A 16,316-nucleotide genomic window follows, 5' to 3' on the forward strand; every position below is an offset into this window, starting at 1 on the left:
CCGCCGCATCCTCACCCTGCACGCCATGATCCGAAACGGCACCCTCTACGACCCCCAACCCACCCACCAACTCCCCGCCGCCGCTTGACACACCACATAGGGGCACCCCCCCTTGCGCCCGCGGCTGGGACGCACGTAGGCTCACCCCCATGTTTGTGACACGCGTTCTCTTTAAGTGACCGTGACTCCGGCCTTGCCGGAGTCCTGACGCTCACGCTTGGTGGCCGACGACGGCCGGCCGCGTGGAGCGCCCTCACTGTCCTGAAAAGTCATTCACGGCCTGCTGAGCCCTTCTCGCGCCGTGACCCGCGACGAGCTTGACGAGATCCTCATGAACACCACCCCTGTGCCTCCTGACGCCTCGACGTCTGCCTCCAGCCCTGCCACGACGGTGCCCGTGACCTGGGCTCCGCGGCGCTGGCCAGCCTTCCTCACCATCGCCCCGCAGCCGCGTACACCCCTTGCTGACCGCCCGGGGCGCTACCTCGCCAGCGTCCTGCGCGACGCCTGGCTCCCCCTGCTGGTCGGAGCGGTGCTGACGGCCCTGACCTACCTCTCCTCAGGGCTTATCCCGACCGTTCTGGGTCGGGTGGTCGACCACGGCATGTCTCACGGACTGTCCGCCCAGCTCGTTCCCGGGCTCATCGCGCTCGCGGCGCTGGGTGTGGCCGGCGGGCTCGTGGGCGGCGTGACCGAGCTCTTCGCCTTCGGCTCGTGGGTCAGCGGCTGGCAGCCCTCGGTCCGCGGTGTGGGCTACCGCCTGGGGCTGAGGTCGCGCGCGGTGACCCGCGAGGTCTCCTCCGGTGACGTCGTGTCCACCGCGACCTCGGACGCGGACTCCATCGGCGCGCTCATGTACTTCATCGTGACCGTGATCGGGTCGCTGATCTCCACCGTGGTCGTTGCGATCCTCATGCTGCGGATGGACACCGGCCTGGGGCTGCTGGTCCTGCTCGGGCTGCCGGTGGTCCTGCTGGGCGTCGGCACACTGCTCAGGCCTCTGAACAGGCGCATGTCCGTCCAGCGTGAGGAGCAGGGGCGGCTGACCACGGTGACCACCGACGTCGTCGCCGGGCTGCGGGTCCTGCGCGGCATCAGCGGCGAGGACGTCTACGCCGCCCGTTACGCCGAGCAGTCGGCCAAGGTACGTGCTGCGGGAATCAAGGTCGCCTCCACCCAGGCCATGCTCGCCGCCATCCGTGCCGGCGCCCCCATGATCCTGACCGCGCTGGTCGTGGGCGCCAGCGCCACCGCCGCGCTGGAGGGACGGATCACGGCCGGTGAGTTCGTCACCTTCTACGGTTACACGACCTTCCTCATCTGGCCGCTGGGAGCGCTGGCTGATCTCATGCAGTTCATGACGCGTGCGTGGGTGGGGGCGAAGAAGGTGGCGCGTGTGGCCGCCGTCGAGCCCCTGGTCAGGGACGACGACGTCGACCCCGCCGCCGTCCTGGATCCCACCGGGGACCTGGTGGACGAGGCCAGCGGGGTCCGCCTGGCTGGAGGCCGCATGACCGCGCTGGTGTGTGCGCGTCCGGCTCTCAGCGCTGCCCTGGCTGAGCGCCTGGGCCGTCCGGACGACGAGGCAGCCGTCACCCTGTCCGGGACGGACCTGCGCCGCCTGCCGATTGAGCAGGTGCGCCGCGCCGTCGTCGTCTCCGGCGCTCATGCGGAGGCCTTCGCCGGCCCGCTGGCCGGGGAGGTGCTCGGCGAGCAGGTGGAGCTCGCTGCCCAGCGCAGACTGGTCGAGCTCATGACCCTGCACGCCGGTACGGACCGGCCGGACGCCACCCGCGCGGACGTCCCTCTCACGACGGCGCAGGCCGAGTCTGCGTATCGCGCGCTGGAGGTCGCCGTGGCTGGTGACGTGCTGGACTCCCTGGGCGGGCTGGAAGGCCAGCTGACTGAGAAGGCCCGCAACCTCTCCGGTGGCCAGCGTCAGCGCCTGGCCCTGGCCCGGGCCGTGGCGCGCCAGGCGCCGGTTCTTGTGCTCATCGAGCCCACCAGCGCACTGGACTCCCACACCGAGGACCTGGTGGCCCAGCGCCTGCGTGAGGCTCGCGCCGGGCTGACGACCGTCGTGGTCACCTCCTCGCCGCTGCTGCTCAGCCGCTGTGACGAGGTGATCCTGTTGGAGGCGGTGGACGCCGAGCCCGCAGCGAGCGCCCGGGTGGGTGAGCGTGCGCGCGGCACTCATCACGAGCTGAGCCAGCTGGATGCCTACACCGACGTTGTTGAGAGAGGAGCGGGAGCATGAGCGCGATGCGGCTTCCTGTTGCGGACGGGCGCACCGTTCGCCGTCGTTTCCTCTCCCTGCTGGGGGAGCACAAGCGTGCCTTCACCGTGGTCACCCTCGCCCAGCTCGCCGCCGCGGTGGCAAGCGTGGGCATCCCCAAGGTCCTCGGTCTCATGGTTGACGCCGTGCAGGCCGACGCCGGGGCGCAGCGTCTGCACACGCTGATCGCCATCGTGGTGGTTCTGGCGGTCGTCAACGCGGTGCTGACCGGGATCGGGGAGTACCTTGCCCGGATCCTGGGCGAGAGGATCTTCGCCGCGCTGCGCGAGCGTCTGGTCAGCGCCGCCATGCACCTGCCGCTGAGCGTGGTGGAGTCTGCGGGCACCGGCGACCTATTGGGGCGCACGAGCCACGACCTGGAGAACATTCGCTTCGTGGTCCAGCGTGGGGTCTCCCAGATCCTCGTCATCGTGCTCACCATCCTCAGCGTGGTCCTTGCTGCTCTGCTGGCCTCGCCGCTGCTGGGGGTGTGCATGCTCGCCTCGGCGGTCATCGCGGTTCCCCTGGGACGTTGGTACCTGCGCCACGTGGTGCCTGGCTATCAGACGATGAACGCGCTGTGGGCTGAGGTCGACGGCGTGATCGCTGAGACCGCTGACCAGGCGGAGACCGTGGACGCCCAGTACCTGGGTCAGCGCCGCAACCGGGTCCTGGACCGGGCGCTGCGGGAGGTGTGGCAGACCGAGCAGTACACGCTGTGGCTGCGCATCGTGCTCATTACGGGCCTGGGTATCGCCGTCATGCTGCCGCTGCTGGCGGTCCTGGCCTGGGGTGCCTGGCTGCTGGGTCACGGGATGGTCACTCTGGGAGCGGTGACGACGGTGGCTCTGTATGCCGTCCAGGTGCGGGGGCCGGTCCATGAGATCACCTTCTGGCTGGACACGGTGCAGTCTGCCTCGGCCGCCCTGGCTCGCATCGTCGGGGTTGAGCTCGTCAAGCCGGATCGTCAGGCCACCAGTGACGTGGTGGTCCCCGAGCCTCCGCGCGTGCGCGGGGTCTCCTACGCCTACCGGCCGGGTCATGACGTGCTCCACGACGTCGACCTGGAGATCATCCCGGGCGAGCGGCTGGTCGTCGTCGGACCGTCTGGATCGGGCAAGTCCACCTTGGGACGCATGCTCGCTGGCATCCACCCGCCTACCCGCGGGCGGGTCACAGTGGGCTCGGGCGGGCCTGACGGCCAGGGAACGGACCTGACCGCCCTGACCGAGCAGGCCCTGCACCGCGAGGTGGCCCTGGTGACCCAGGAGCACCACGTCTTTGCATGCACCCTTGCTGACAACCTGCGTATCGCCCGGGCTGACGCCACGGACGCCGAGATTGCTCACGCCCTCGACGTCGTCGGGGCGAGCGTGTGGGCCCAGGCACTGAGCAACGGCCTGGACACCCTGGTGGGTAACGGCGGTGTGGTGCTGGACCCGGGACAGGCCCAGCAGGTGGCGCTGGCGCGCATCGTCCTCATGGACCCGGCCACGCTCATCCTGGACGAGGCCACCAGCCTGCTGGACCCAGGCTCGGCGCGCTCAGCCGAGCGCGCCCTGGACGCGGTCCTGGCTGGGCGCACCGTCATCGCCATCGCCCACCGCCTGGACACGGCCGCGGCGGCGGACAGGGTCGCCGTCGTCATTGACGGACGGATCGTCGAGCTGGGCAGCCATGACGAGCTCGTGGCTGCCGGCGGGGAGTACACGCGGCTGTGGGAGGCCTGGACCAGCGCCTAGCCCTGCTTGCTGCCTGCGCCAGGCACTCAGACGACGGGGCGGTGTGAGACTGTCCAGTCCCACACCGCCCCGTCGTCGTCGCTGCGCCTGCGTCCTAGGCGGCCGTGGGGGCCAGCGCGTTGTCCGCGGGCAGGGGCGTGCGGCCGCGGCGCAGCCTGGCGCCCAGCAGCGTCACGCAGACGGCGATCGCGGTCCAGATGAGCAGGACGCCGAGGGTCTGCAGGTAGATCCCGTCCAGACCGCCGCCGGCGATGAGGCGGCGGAAGGACAGCTGGGTGTAGCTCATCGGCAAGAACGGGTGGATCCACTGGAAGAAGCGCGGAGCCGTCTCGATCGGGAAGGTTGCGCCCATCGAGGTGATCTGCAGGCTCAGCAGGACGATGGACACGAAGCGCCCGCGGAAGGCCAGCGAGGCCACGCAGGCCTGATTGATCGCCATGAAGCACACCGAGGAGGCGATAGCCATGAGTGCCAGGCCCAGCAGGTTGGCCGCGTGCAGCTCGCCGGCAGCGTTGACCGCCACCATCATGATGACTGCCTGAGCCATGGCCAGGAGCAGGGCGGTGGTTGCCGGGCGGATCGCCGAGGCCCACCAGCGCTCGCCGTGGTCGCGCTTGTCCAGTGCGGGCAGCACCAGGAACAGGGCGATCGCTCCGACCCACAGGGCCAGGCTCATGAACATCGGGGTGAAGCCGGCGCCGTTGTTGGCGACGGCGTGCTCACGCACGGTGTCGACGCCGGCTACGTCCGAGGCGACCGAGGACATGGTCTCGCGCTGGTCCTGGGTGTAGCTCGGGATCTGGTCGACCCCGTCGCCCAGGCCGTCGGCCAGCGTCGTCGCCCCGTCATTGAGCTTGCCTGCGCCGTCTTCAAGGTCCTGCGCGCCGGAGGCCAGCTGCGCGGCGCCGTCGGCCAGGGTCTGCGAGCCGGACCGGGCGGTGGCCAGACCGCTGGACAGGGTCTGCGAGCCGGTCTGCGCGCTGGCGGCGCCGGAGGCCAGGCGGGCGACGCCGTCGGCGAGAGTCTGGGCGGAGGAGGCGGCGGTCCCGGCGCCCTGGTCGAGGGTGACCAGGCCAGAGGCCAGGCTTGTGGCGCCGTCGGACAGTGAGGCCGCACCGTTGTCCAGCTGGCTGATACCGGAGGTGAGGGCGGGGACCTGGTCATTCATGGTGGCCAGGCCTCCGGCGACCTGGGTGGCTCCCTGGCGCAGGGCGGCGGAGTTGTCCACGCTCTGGCCGCCGACCGTGGAGGTGGTGACCTGGCTCAGCCCGCCGGCGACGGCGTTGATGCCGCCCAGCAGCGTCTGGGGGCTGGAGGCGTTGCCGGGGACGGTGACGTCACTCGGGCTGCCGACGGCGGAGGCCAGGCGGTCCACACCCTCGCGCAGCGTGGTGGTGCCCTGGGACAGGGCGGAGGTGGAGCCGGCGAGCTGGGCGGCGCCGTCGGCGACCTGCGAGACGCCGGTGGAGACCTGAGCCGCGGCCGCCGATGCCTGGGACATGCCCGTGTTGAGGGCTGCGGACTGGGAGGAGACCTGCTGCAGTGCGGCGCAGAACTCAGCGGATGCCCCGGTGGCTGCGCACTGGGTGGCGAGCTGGTCGACGGCGGCGGTGTAGCTGGCAACTCCCTGCTGGGCGGTGGTCACGCCTGAGGCCAGCCCGGCAGCGCCGTCCTTGAGGGAGACGCCGTTGGCCTGCGGGCTGTTGAGCCCGGCCGACACCTGTGCGGCCCCGGCGTCGAGAGCGGTGACGCCGCCGGTCAGGGTGGAGGTGTCAGTGGAGCCGGACTCGCCGATTCCTGCCTGGAGCTGGGCGATACCGGCGGCCAGACCGCTGGTGGGGTCGGTGGCCTTGGCCTGGAGAGCGGCCGCGCCGGCCGCGACCTGGTCCACGCCCTGGGTGTAACGGGAGACGCCGTCGGCCAGGGTGCCGGAGCCGGAGGACAGCTGGCCCACGCCGTCGGCCAGGGTGCCGGCGCTGCTGACCAGGGTGGAGGTGCCCTGGCTCAGGGTCTTCGCGCCGTCGGCCAGGGTTGAGGCGCCAGCGGAGGCGCTGGAGGTGCCGGCGGACAGGCTGGCGACGCCGTCGGCCAGCTGCTGGGAACCGCTGGCGGCGGTCGCGGTGCCGTCAGACAGGGTCGTCAGGCCGCTGGTGAGGGTGACCGAGCCGTCAGCCAGCTGACGCACGCCGACCGTGAGGGAGGAGGCGCCGGAGCTCAGCGAGTCAGCTCCGTCGGACAGCGTCGTGGTGCCATCGGCCAGGGTGGTGGTGCCGTCGGCCAAGGTCGCGGCGCCGTCGGAGGCGGTCACCATGCCGTCGCGGATCGTGGAGACGCTGAGCAGGAGGGTGTCCACCACCTGGGCGGAGCCTTGGCTGTCGAGGGTGTTGGTGAGCTCGGAGGCAACGGTGCGGGCCATGGTGCCGGCGAGGTAGTTGATGCCGTCGTCCGTGACCAGGCGCAGCCTCTGGGTGGCTGCCTGCGAGGGGTCCTTGGAGCCGACCAGGGAGACCTTCTGGGAGAAGTCTGCGGGGATGTAGAGAATGGCGCGGACCTTCTCCTGGCCCATCTCGGCGCGGGCCTGGGCCTCGCTCATCGAGGTCCAGGTGAAGCCGACGTCCTGGGAGCCGTCCGGCTCAGTCAGCGCCTTCTCCAGCTCGGCACCGAGGCTGAGGGTCTTCTTCTCGCCGGAGGCCAGGGTCGTGGTGTAAGCGCTGTCCTCGTTGACCACGGCGGCGGTCATGTCACCCAGGCGGTTGGTGGGGTTCTGGTAGGTGAGGGTGAGTAGTCCCGCATACAGCAGCGGGATGATGACGACTGCGACGACGACAACGAGGTTGCCGATGCGTGAGCCGGTGAGCTTCTTCATGTCAGGACCTTCCGGGACGTGTTCCGGACCGTGACGATACAGACCTGTATCGACAGGCGCAATACAGATGTGTATTGTGTGGTTGAGATGACAGGACAAGGCTCGCCCTGGGCTGCCATCGTGTGCGGTGTAAGCCAGAGGGGGAGAAGGTCCATGGGTGTCGCGATGGAGAAGGGTGCCCGGCTCCGAGACGTCGCGGGCCGGGCGGCGCGTCACGCGGCGGCGCGGCGAGCCGTTTCTGCCGGTGCCTCAGGCAAGCGGGCGCAGACCCAGGCGCTGTTGCTTGAGGCGGGTCGAGAGCTCTTTGCCGAGCAGGGGATCGGGGCTACCAGTGTGGGTGACCTGTGCTCCCGGGCAGGCTTCACGCGGGGGGCCTTCTACTCCAACTTCGCTGACATGGACCACTTTGTGCGCCAGCTGGCTGAGCGCGAGTGGGAGCAGATGACCGACTTTGTGCGCCAGGCGGTGGACGAGGCGCTTCCTGACTCCGCGGAGCGCTCGCCAGCGTCCAGTGACGACGAGGTGCAGCACGCCCTGGAGATCCTGGCAGACCGTCTCCTGCTGGCCATGCCGGTCTCGCGCGAGTTCTACATGCTCCAGAACGAGTTCGTCAGCTACATCCTGCGCAACCAGGAGCACGCGCAGGGGCTGCGGCGCAGCTATGAGGCCTTCAAGGCCTCGCTGCGCGAGGTGGTGGTGACCGGGCTGGGTGCCATCGGTCGCGAGTGCATGCTCAGTGCGGATGACATGACTGAGCTCCTGTTTGCCGCTGCCGAGCGCTCGATGCGTACGGCGCTCATGGTGGGGCGCGAGGATCAGCTCACTGCTCTGCTGGATCGCAGCCTGCCGGTGATGCTCACCCACATGAGTCGTCCGCGCGAGAGCTGAGATGGACCCGCTCGTCCCTGGTCTGTGCGTGCAGGTCGTGAAAGAGTGAGTAGCGTCATCGTTGTGAGGTGACTGTTTCCGGTGCTGCGGGTGCCTGGCCAGGGCGCCGTCGGAGGGCAGCAGGCTCGGTGAGCAGGGAGGAAAGGCGGTCGTCATGGCCAGCGCTCACACGCACCATGAGGCGGCGGTGCACCACGCGGTTCCGGGCACCGGGCAGATGCGTGCCTACTGGGTCGATGAGTCCACCCTCGCCTGGCCTGCTGACCTCCTGCCACCGGGCGTTCGCCTGGAGGACTGCCTGGGCGCCGACGGCGGCCGCCCCACCTCACCACCGCTGAGCTTCGGCCTGGTCAGCTCGCCTGACGGCAGCGTCGGCCTCACCGACGGGCTGCTCCAGCGTGGCGAGCGCGGCAGCGAGATCCCTCTCGGGCTCATCGGCCGCCTGGACAGCCGCCTCGTGGAGGCCCACCCCCAGCTTGACGGTTACCTGGCGCTGACCACCCAGGACGAGTTCGGCGCCCCACGACTGATCGGCGACGACGTCGCGCTCCTGCTCACGGGCCAGCTCGCCGTCGTCCAACGCACCTCAGCATCCGTGGGTGGCTGGGTCACGGCCTACACCGGTGTGCAGACCTGGCCGGTCATCGACCGACTGTGGGGCCAGGTCGCCAGCGCTCGCGACGGCAGCGCACCGCTGGGCGTCAGCTTCTCACCCAGCGGCGACGCCGCCCCCTCCTTCGCCCTGTGGGCTCCCACCGCCGTGCACGTGGACCTGCTCACCTGGCCGGCTCCGGTGCGGACAGGATCGGTCCCACTGGCGGCGGGGGACCCGGTCAGGCTTGAGGCGCGGCGCTGCCAGGACGGGCGCTGGGAGGTCACCTCCAGGCGCACCGCCGAGGCGGGAGTGCGCGCAGGCTGCCAGTACCTGTGGGAAGTCCGCGTCTACGTGCCTGCTACCGGCAAGGTTGAGACCAACTTCGTCACGGACCCCTACTCGCGTGCCCTGACGGTGGACTCGCGGCGCTCGGTGGCCGTGGACCTGGGGTGCAAGGAGCTCAAGCCCAGCGCGTGGTGCGAGAACCTCAACCCGACGGTCGCCGTCGATGCCGCGCGAGCGATCTATGAGCTCCACCTGCGCGACTTCTCGGCCGCGGACCCCACCGTGCCGCCCGAGCTGCGTGGTACCTACGAGGCCTTCACCATCGACTCGGCCGGGACCAGGCACCTGCGCGAGCTGGCCCAGGCGGGCATTGACACGGTGCACCTGCTGCCCGTGTTCGACTTCTCCACCGTCCCGGAGGACCGCAGGCGCCAGCGGGTGCCGCAGGTCCCAGAGGGGACCTCGGCCGCCTCCCGCCGCCCCCAGGCCGCCGTCGGGGCTGTGGCTGACCTCGACGCCTACAACTGGGGCTACGACCCCTTCCACTGGATGGCTCCCGAGGGCTCCTACGCCACCGACGGGCACCAGGACGGGGGCGCGCGCACGGTCCAGGTGCGCGAGATGATCGGCGCCCTGCACGGCATGGGGCTCCAGGTGGTCCTTGACCAGGTCTTTAACCACACCGCCGGAAGCGGGCAGGAGCCCACGAGCGTCCTGGATCGCATCGTGCCCGGTTACTACCACCGTCTGGATGCTACTGGGCAGGTGGAGAGCTCCACCTGCTGCAACAACGTGGCGACCGAGCGGGCGATGGCCGAGCGCCTCATGATCGACGCCTGCGTGTCCTGGGTGCGTGACTACCGGGTGGACGGCTTCCGGTTCGACCTCATGGGCTACCACTCCACCACCACCATGAAGCGGCTGCGCCAGGCCCTGGCGCAGGTGAGCGAGGACGCCGTCGGGCACGAGATCTACCTCTACGGCGAGGGCTGGAACATGGGCGAGGTCGCGGACAACGCCCTGTTCCGCCAGGCGGTCCAGGGCCAGGTCGGGGCGCAGGACGGTCTTCACATCGGCACCTTCAACGACCGCGTTCGTGACGCCCTCTACGGGGGGAACCACTTCGGTCCCGACCCACGCCAGGGTCAGGGCCTGGGTACTGGCGCGGCCTCGCACCCCTCGGGGTGGGGAAGCCGGGGCGAGCAGGCTGACCGGGAGGACCTGCGGTGGCGCACGGACCTCGTTCGCCTGTCCCTGGCCGGGAACCTGCGCGAGATGGAGCTGCTGAGTGCGGACGGGACTTGGCGACGCGGGCAGGACCTGCGCTACGGGCTGGCGCCGGCGGGATACGGGGACGAGCCGGTGGACTCCATCGCCTACGTCGACGCCCATGACGACGAGACGCTCTTCGACCGCCTGGCCTACAAGCTTCCCCCAGGTACCTCGATGGAGGACCGAGTGCGGCTGAGCACGGTGTGCCTGGCGGCCATCACCCTGGGCCAGTCCCCCTGCTTCTGGGCCGCGGGCACCGAGATGCTGCGCAGCAAGTCCCTGGACCGTGACTCCTACAACTCAGGAGACCACTTCAACGCCATCGACTGGTCTGGTCAGGACAACGGGTGGGGGCGAGGGCTGCCCCCAGCCGGGCGCAACTTCGAGCGGTGGATCATCCAGGCCGAGCTCCTGTCCCGCGCTGACCTGCGCCCCAGCCCGGCGCATATCGCTGCGGCACGGGCCGGAGCCCTGGATCTGCTGCGCCTGCGTCGCTCGACTCCGCTCCTCACCCTCGGATCGGCCGAGCTCATTCATGAGCGGGTTTCCTTCCCCGTCAGCGGCAGGGAGGCTCGCGACGGCGTTATCATCATGGTGGTCGACGACGGCGCTGGCCAGGGCGATCTCGACCCGGCGCTGGACGGGGTCATGGTGGCGATCAACGCCACCAACCAGGAGGTCGAGCAGCGGGTCGAGCCGCTAGTGGGACGGTTCTTCGAGCTCAGCGACATCCAGGCTGAGGGCGCAGACGAGCGGGTGAAGTCGACCGTCTTCGACCCAGCAACCGGGCTGCTGCGAGTGCCGGCACTCACCGCCGCCGTCCTGGTGGAGCGCTAGGGCACGGGCTTACCGCTCCTTCTGCGAGGCCAGGTGCCGGGCCAGGTAACGGCCTGTCACGCTGCCAGGAGCCTGGGCAAGCTGCTGCGGCGTGGCGGCCGCGACGACGCGGCCGCCCTCCTGACCCCCACCCGGGCCCAGGTCGATCACCCAGTCTGCGTTGGCGATCATGTCCAGGTCGTGCTCGATGACGAGCACGCTGGCGCCGTCCTCGATGAGCCGGTCCAGGACCGAGAGCAGGACCTGGACGTCCAGGGGGTGCAGCCCGATGCTCGGCTCGTCCAGGACGAACATCGTGCCCTCCTGGGAGGAGCCGAGGTAGGTGGACAGCTTGAGCCGCTGGGCCTCACCGCCCGACAGCGCCGTCGTCGCCTCCCCGAGCGTGAGGTAACCCAGTCCGAGATCCGTGAGCAGCCGCAGCCGACGGCGTACCTGCGGCAGGTCCGCGCAGGCCTGGAGGGCCTGGCGGACCGTCAGGCCCAGGAGCTCGGGAAGGGACAGCGCTGAGTCAGCCTGCCGGCGGATCTGCCAGGCCTGGGTGCCGTAGCGGCTGCCGTGGCACTGGGGACAGACGATGTCGACGTCGGGAAGGAACTGCACATCCAGGCAGACCTGACCGGTGCCGTCGCACTCCGAGCACCGCAAGGATCCGGTGTTGTAGGAGAAGTCCCCCGGCTTGAGCCCGGCGGCCTGTGCCTCGGGCAGCCTGGCGTAGGCCCGGCGCAGGATGTCCAGGACACCGGAGTAGGTGGCCACGGTAGAGCGCACGTTGGAACCGATCGGGGTGGCGTCCACGACGACGACCCGGCGGGTGCTGGTGGCCTGGATCGAGGTTGCGGGGGCCGGCAGCGGGGCGTCGGCCTCCAGGGAGCGCAGGGCAGGGACCAGGGAGTCCAGGACCAAGGTGGTCTTGCCGGATCCGGATACCCCGGTGACAGCGGTCAGCCGGTGCTCAGGGATGGTGACGTCCAAGGCGCGGACGGTGTGGATGGCCGCGGTCTCCAGGTGGATGGCGCCGTCGGTGAAGACCTCGTCCTCCGTGGCCTGGCGGCGGACGACGATCGGTGCCTGGCCGGTGATGAACGGGGCGATGAGGCTGTCAGGGGACTGGGTGACGTCAGGCAGTGGTCCGCTGGCAACCAGCAGCCCTCCCCCGGTTCCCGAGCCTGGGCCGATCTCGAGCAGCCAGTCCGCCCGGCGCAGCAGCGCGGCGTCGTGATCCACCAGGACCACGGAGTTGCCGTCTGCGAGCAGGTCCTCCATGACGCCGAGCAGCCCCTCGATATTGGCCGGGTGCAACCCGATGCTCGGCTCGTCCAGGACGTAGAGCGCGCCGGTGGTGTGGTTGCGTACGGCGCGGGCGAGCTGGACCCGTTGACGCTCACCCGTGGACAGGGTGGCCCCGGCCCGGTCCAGGCTGAGATAGCTCAGGCCGAGCTCCACCAGACGGCGGGCGATGACCTCCAGCTCCTCGATGATCTGGTGCGCCATGGCCGTCAGGTCCTCAGGAACCGCCGAGGGCACGTGACGCACCCACTCCAGCAGCTCGCTCAGAGGCAGGGCGCAGGCCTGGTCCAGGCTCAGCTCACGGCCGGCGGCTGCGAGCGTGGTCGAGCGTGCTGCCTGGGACAGCCGTGAGCCGTGGCAGGCCGGGCAGGTGCGCACGTGCAGGAAGCGGTTGAGCCGCTCCAGCCCCTTGGCGCTCGTGGCCCCGCTCATGGCCTCCTCCACCGCTCGCACGGCGTTGCGGTAGGTGGCGTTGAGGTCGAACAGCTTGCCGTTCTTGGAGGGGATCGCGATCTGGCGCGTGACCTGCGGCCCGTGCAGGACAGTCTCACGCTCGTCCTCGCTCAGCTCACGGAAGGGAACGTCCACGCGCACCCCCAGCGCCTCGGCAACGTGCCACATCCACGAGATGCCGAAGATGCCCCACGAGCGCACCGCGCCCTCGCGCAGGGTCAGGCTCTGGTCGGGGACCAGGCTGTCCTCGTCGATCTGGCGGACCTCGCCGGTGCCGTCGCACTGAGGACAGGCGCCGGTGGAGTTGAAGGCGAAGGACTCCGCCCCCGGGCCCATGAAGCTGACCGAGCACACGGGACAGGTCAGTGGCTTCTCCAGGGCCACGAGCGTCGTCGGCTCGCAGCGGTGGCCGTTCGGGCACAGGTGACGCCCCAGGCGGGAGTAGGCCAGGCGCAGCGGGTTGAGAACCTCTGAGGAGGTGCCGAAGGTGGAACGGATGCCGGGCACTGCCGGGCGCTGGTGCAGGGCAAGAGCGGCCGGAACGTGGCGCACCTCCTCGACGTCGGGGCGGGCCGCCTGCGTCATGCGACGGCGGGTGTAGGTGGACAGGGACTCTAGGTAGCGCCGGGCGCCCTCGGCGTAGAGCACGCCCAGCGCGAGGGAGGACTTGCCTGAGCCAGAGACTCCCGCCACCGCCACCATCTGGCCCAGGGGGACATCGACGTCGAGATCGCGCAGGTTGTGCACGCGCGCGCCGCGCACCTGGATGTGGGTGGGCGCGTGCCTGGCGACCTGGTCCGTGTCCGTCATGAGGCCAGGCTAGTGCGGAGCGTTACGGTGCCAGCCGGCCGCGGATCTGCTCGCGCAGCGCCTGCCAGTACTCCAGGCGCTCGCGGATACGGCGCTCGTGACCGCGGTCGGTGGGCTCGTAGAAGGCCTCGCGCTCCTCGCGCGGCGGGTACCCCTCAGGCATGTAGTCAGCTCCTGAGAAGCCCTCGGCAGTGTCCGGATCGTACTGGTAGCCCTCCCCGTAGCCCAGCTCCTTCATCAGAGAGGTCGGAGCATTGAGGATGTGCGCGGGAGGCATAAGCGAGCCGGTGGCTGCGGCCGCCTTGCGTGCGCGGCCGAGGGCGCGGTAGACGGCGATCGACTTGGGTGCCGTGGCCAGGTAGACCACCGCCTGGGCGATCGCGAGCTCGCCCTCAGGCGAGCCCAGCCGCTCGTAGGTGTCCCAGGCGGCCAGGGTCATCTGCAGCGCCCCTGGATCCGCCATGCCCACGTCCTCGCTGGCAAAGCGCACCAGGCGCCTGGCCACGTACAACGGGTCCTCACCGCCGCCGAGCATGCGAGCCAGCCAGTACAGGGCGGCGTCCGGATCCGATCCGCGCATCGACTTGTGCAGGGCGGAGATGAGGTTGTAGTGCTCCTCATGGGACTTGTCATACAGGGGAGCACGGGCAGAGACGACGGCGGACAGACCGGCGACGTCCAAGGGCTCGTCGCGATCCTGCCCGGGGTGAGGTGCCAGCCCCAAGAGCTGCTCGACCATCCCCAGCAGGTAGCGGCCGTCGCCGTCGGCCATCGCGACCAGAGCCTGACGTGCCTGCTGCGTCAGCGGCAGGCGGCGGCCACTGAGCTTCTCGGCCCGCTCGATGAGCTCGGCCTGGGCCTGGTCAGACAGACGGTGCAGCACCAGCACCTGGCAGCGGGACAGGAGAGCGCCGTTGAGCTCGAAGGAGGGGTTCTCGGTGGTGGCGCCGACCAGCACCACCGTGCCGTCCTCGACGTAGGGCAGGAAGGAGTCCTGCTGGGCGCGGTTGAACCGGTGGATCTCGTCAACGAAGAGCAGAGTCCTCTGGCCGATCTGACGCCGCTGGGCAGCAGCACTGAAGACCTTGCGCAGCTCGGCCACCCCCGAGAAGGTGGCGGAGACCTGCTCGAAGACCAGGCCCGTGCCGGAGGCCAGCAGGCGGGCGATGGTCGTCTTGCCGCATCCAGGCGGTCCCCACAGGATGATTGAGGACAGCCGCCCGGCCTCCACCATGCGCCCGAGCGGTGCCTCAGGAGCCAGGAGGTGGTCCTGACCGACGACCTCGGCCAGCGAACGCGGACGGAGCCGGTCCGCCAGCGGGCGCGTGGGGTCATCAACCTCGGCTCCCGCCAAGGCAGCGGCATCGAAGAGACTGGGAGAGCTGGTCATGGCACGAGCCTAGAGGTGGGTAGCGACATCGGCAGGTGTCCTGCGGGCCCTGCGGCCACCGGCGCCGGCGGAGGCTCACTAGGATCCTCCTGTGCTCCTTGATGACCGAGGCCCGCTCGCACAGCTGCGCGCCGGGCGCCTGCCACGCCGGCTGGTCCAGCTGCTCGTGGGCCTGGTCCTCCTCGGCGCCTCCCAGGGCATGATGGTGCGCTCGCGCCTGGGTAACGCCCCCTGGGACGTCTTTCACCAGGGCCTGTCCCTCAGGAGCGGTGCGAGCATCGGGGTGGTCACGATTGCCGTGGGTGTCCTGGTACTGGCGGCGTGGATCCCGCTGCGCACCTGGCCGGGTCTGGGCACGGTGCTTAACGCCGTCCTCATTGGTCTCTCCCTGGACTGGAGTCTGGCCGTCCTGCCGACCTGGAACCACCCGGAGGTGCGAATCGCCCTCATGATCGCGGGTGTGGTCCTCAACGGCTTGGCGGCAGGCATGTACATCGGCGCCCAGCTCGGCCCTGGCCCGCGTGACGGCCTCATGACCGGGCTCCACGCCCGTACCGGAGCCTCGATCCGGCTTGTCCGCACCGGGATCGAGGTCACCGTGGTGCTCGTGGGGTGGGCGCTCGGCGGGACTATCGGGCTCGGGACGGTGGTCTACGCCCTGGCGATCGGCCCACTGACGCAGTTCTTCCTGGAGCGCTGCATCATCCGGCTGCCGAGGCCCGGCGTCAAGGCTCCGGGCAGCACCGTCACGAAGCAGGAGAAGCCCCTCGATGGCTGAGGCACATCCCGTCACCGGTCAGCTCTTTGACTCTCCCGTGCCACCGGGCACGGGCTGGCCCGGCGATCCCGCGCAGCCGACCACCGCCGTCGCCCACGACGCGCGACAGGTGCGCGAGCTCGCTCTGGAGGCCACCCTGGCTGAGCTCGACGCCCGGGTCTCGGTGTGCCGGGCCTGCCCACGGCTGGTCGCCTGGCGCGAGGAGGTCGCGACCACGGGGCGCCGGGCTTCCTTCGCCCGGCAGCCATACTGGGGCAGGCCAGTGGCGTCGCTCGGGCCTGCGGACGCGCCGATCTACGTCGTCGGGCTGGCGCCAGCGGCCAACGGAGCCAACCGCACCGGCCGCATGTTCACCGGAGACCGCTCCGGGGACTGGCTGTGGGCGGCGCTGTACCGCGCTGGACTGGCCATGCAGCCCACCTCCCTCCACGCCGGTGACGGCCAGGGGCTGCGGGGTGTGCGGATGGGGGCCGCCGTGCGCTGCGCCCCTCCCGCCAACAAACCGACGACGGCGGAGCAGGCCGCCTGCCTGCCCTGGATCGCCCGGGAGCTGGACCTGGTGCGTCCGCGTGTGCTGCTGGCGCTGGGTGGCATCGCCTGGCGCACGGTGCTGCGCCTGGCCCGCGACGCCGGGTGGCAGGTGCCACGGCCGGCCCCGCACTTCGGTCACGGCGCGCAGGCGCTGCTCACCCGGCCCGACGGCGGTCAGGTCACCCTGCTGGGTAGCTATCACCCCAGCCAGCAGAACACCTTCACCGGACGGCTGACCGAGGAGATGCTGGACCAGGTTCTGGCGCGGGCGAAGGCGCTGGGAGGACTGCCCTAGAGGACCTGCCGG

General features: G+C 70.4%; 9 protein-coding genes. 6 read left to right on the top strand and 3 right to left on the bottom strand.

Features of this window, described 5'->3' with window-relative positions; genetic code table 11:
* Positions 1-301: 301 nt before the first annotated feature.
* Both CYJ26_RS07280 and CYJ26_RS07285 read left to right on the top strand, forming a co-directional pair.
* Entirely contained in the window at positions 302-2,257 is a 1,956-nt protein-coding gene (locus CYJ26_RS07280) for an ABC transporter transmembrane domain-containing protein (protein WP_101638208.1), read from the top strand.
* Positions 2,254-4,017: an ABC transporter ATP-binding protein gene (locus CYJ26_RS07285; RefSeq protein WP_244902043.1), complete on the top strand. Its 1,764-nt coding sequence runs from the start codon at positions 2,254-2,256 to the stop codon at positions 4,015-4,017. The genes CYJ26_RS07280 and CYJ26_RS07285 overlap by 4 nt, the downstream gene beginning before the upstream one ends.
* Positions 4,018-4,111: 94 nt before the next feature.
* Here CYJ26_RS07285 and CYJ26_RS07290 read toward each other — a convergent pair whose 3' ends face one another.
* Positions 4,112-6,883 (bottom strand): YhgE/Pip domain-containing protein, encoded by a 2,772-nt coding sequence (locus tag CYJ26_RS07290; RefSeq protein WP_101638209.1) that lies wholly within the window; start codon positions 6,881-6,883, stop codon positions 4,112-4,114.
* Positions 6,884-7,036: 153 nt separating this feature from the next.
* Here CYJ26_RS07290 and CYJ26_RS07295 point away from each other — a divergent pair, with 153 nt between their 5' ends.
* Both CYJ26_RS07295 and pulA read left to right on the top strand, forming a co-directional pair.
* Positions 7,037-7,771 (top strand): TetR/AcrR family transcriptional regulator, encoded by a 735-nt coding sequence (locus CYJ26_RS07295; RefSeq protein ID WP_048685581.1) that lies wholly within the window; start codon positions 7,037-7,039, stop codon positions 7,769-7,771.
* Between the two features lie 154 nt (positions 7,772-7,925).
* Complete coding sequence (gene pulA / locus CYJ26_RS07300) at positions 7,926-10,760, top strand: pullulanase-type alpha-1,6-glucosidase (protein WP_101638210.1); 2,835 nt, start codon at positions 7,926-7,928, stop codon at positions 10,758-10,760.
* A gap of 9 nt (positions 10,761-10,769) precedes the next feature.
* Here pulA and CYJ26_RS07305 read toward each other — a convergent pair whose 3' ends face one another.
* Together CYJ26_RS07305 and CYJ26_RS07310 are read right to left on the bottom strand one after the other, a co-directional pair.
* A complete protein-coding gene (locus CYJ26_RS07305) occupies positions 10,770-13,310 on the bottom strand; it encodes an excinuclease ABC subunit UvrA (RefSeq protein WP_101638211.1) in 2,541 nt (846 codons plus the stop codon).
* A gap of 22 nt (positions 13,311-13,332) precedes the next feature.
* A complete protein-coding gene (locus CYJ26_RS07310; RefSeq protein WP_101638212.1) occupies positions 13,333-14,700 on the bottom strand; it encodes a replication-associated recombination protein A in 1,368 nt (455 codons plus the stop codon).
* Positions 14,701-14,791: 91 nt separating this feature from the next.
* Between CYJ26_RS07310 and yczE the strand changes: the two genes are divergently transcribed.
* Both yczE and CYJ26_RS07320 read left to right on the top strand, forming a co-directional pair.
* A complete protein-coding gene (yczE, locus tag CYJ26_RS07315; protein WP_006547673.1) occupies positions 14,792-15,478 on the top strand; it encodes a membrane protein YczE in 687 nt (228 codons plus the stop codon).
* Complete coding sequence (locus tag CYJ26_RS07320) at positions 15,471-16,304, top strand: uracil-DNA glycosylase (protein WP_101638213.1); 834 nt, start codon at positions 15,471-15,473, stop codon at positions 16,302-16,304. The genes yczE and CYJ26_RS07320 overlap by 8 nt, the downstream gene beginning before the upstream one ends.
* The last annotated feature ends 12 nt before the right edge of the window (positions 16,305-16,316 follow it).

Origin of the sequence: Actinomyces urogenitalis (assembly GCF_002861525.1) — a bacterium.
GTDB classification, from domain to species: domain Bacteria; phylum Actinomycetota; class Actinomycetes; order Actinomycetales; family Actinomycetaceae; genus Actinomyces; species Actinomyces urogenitalis.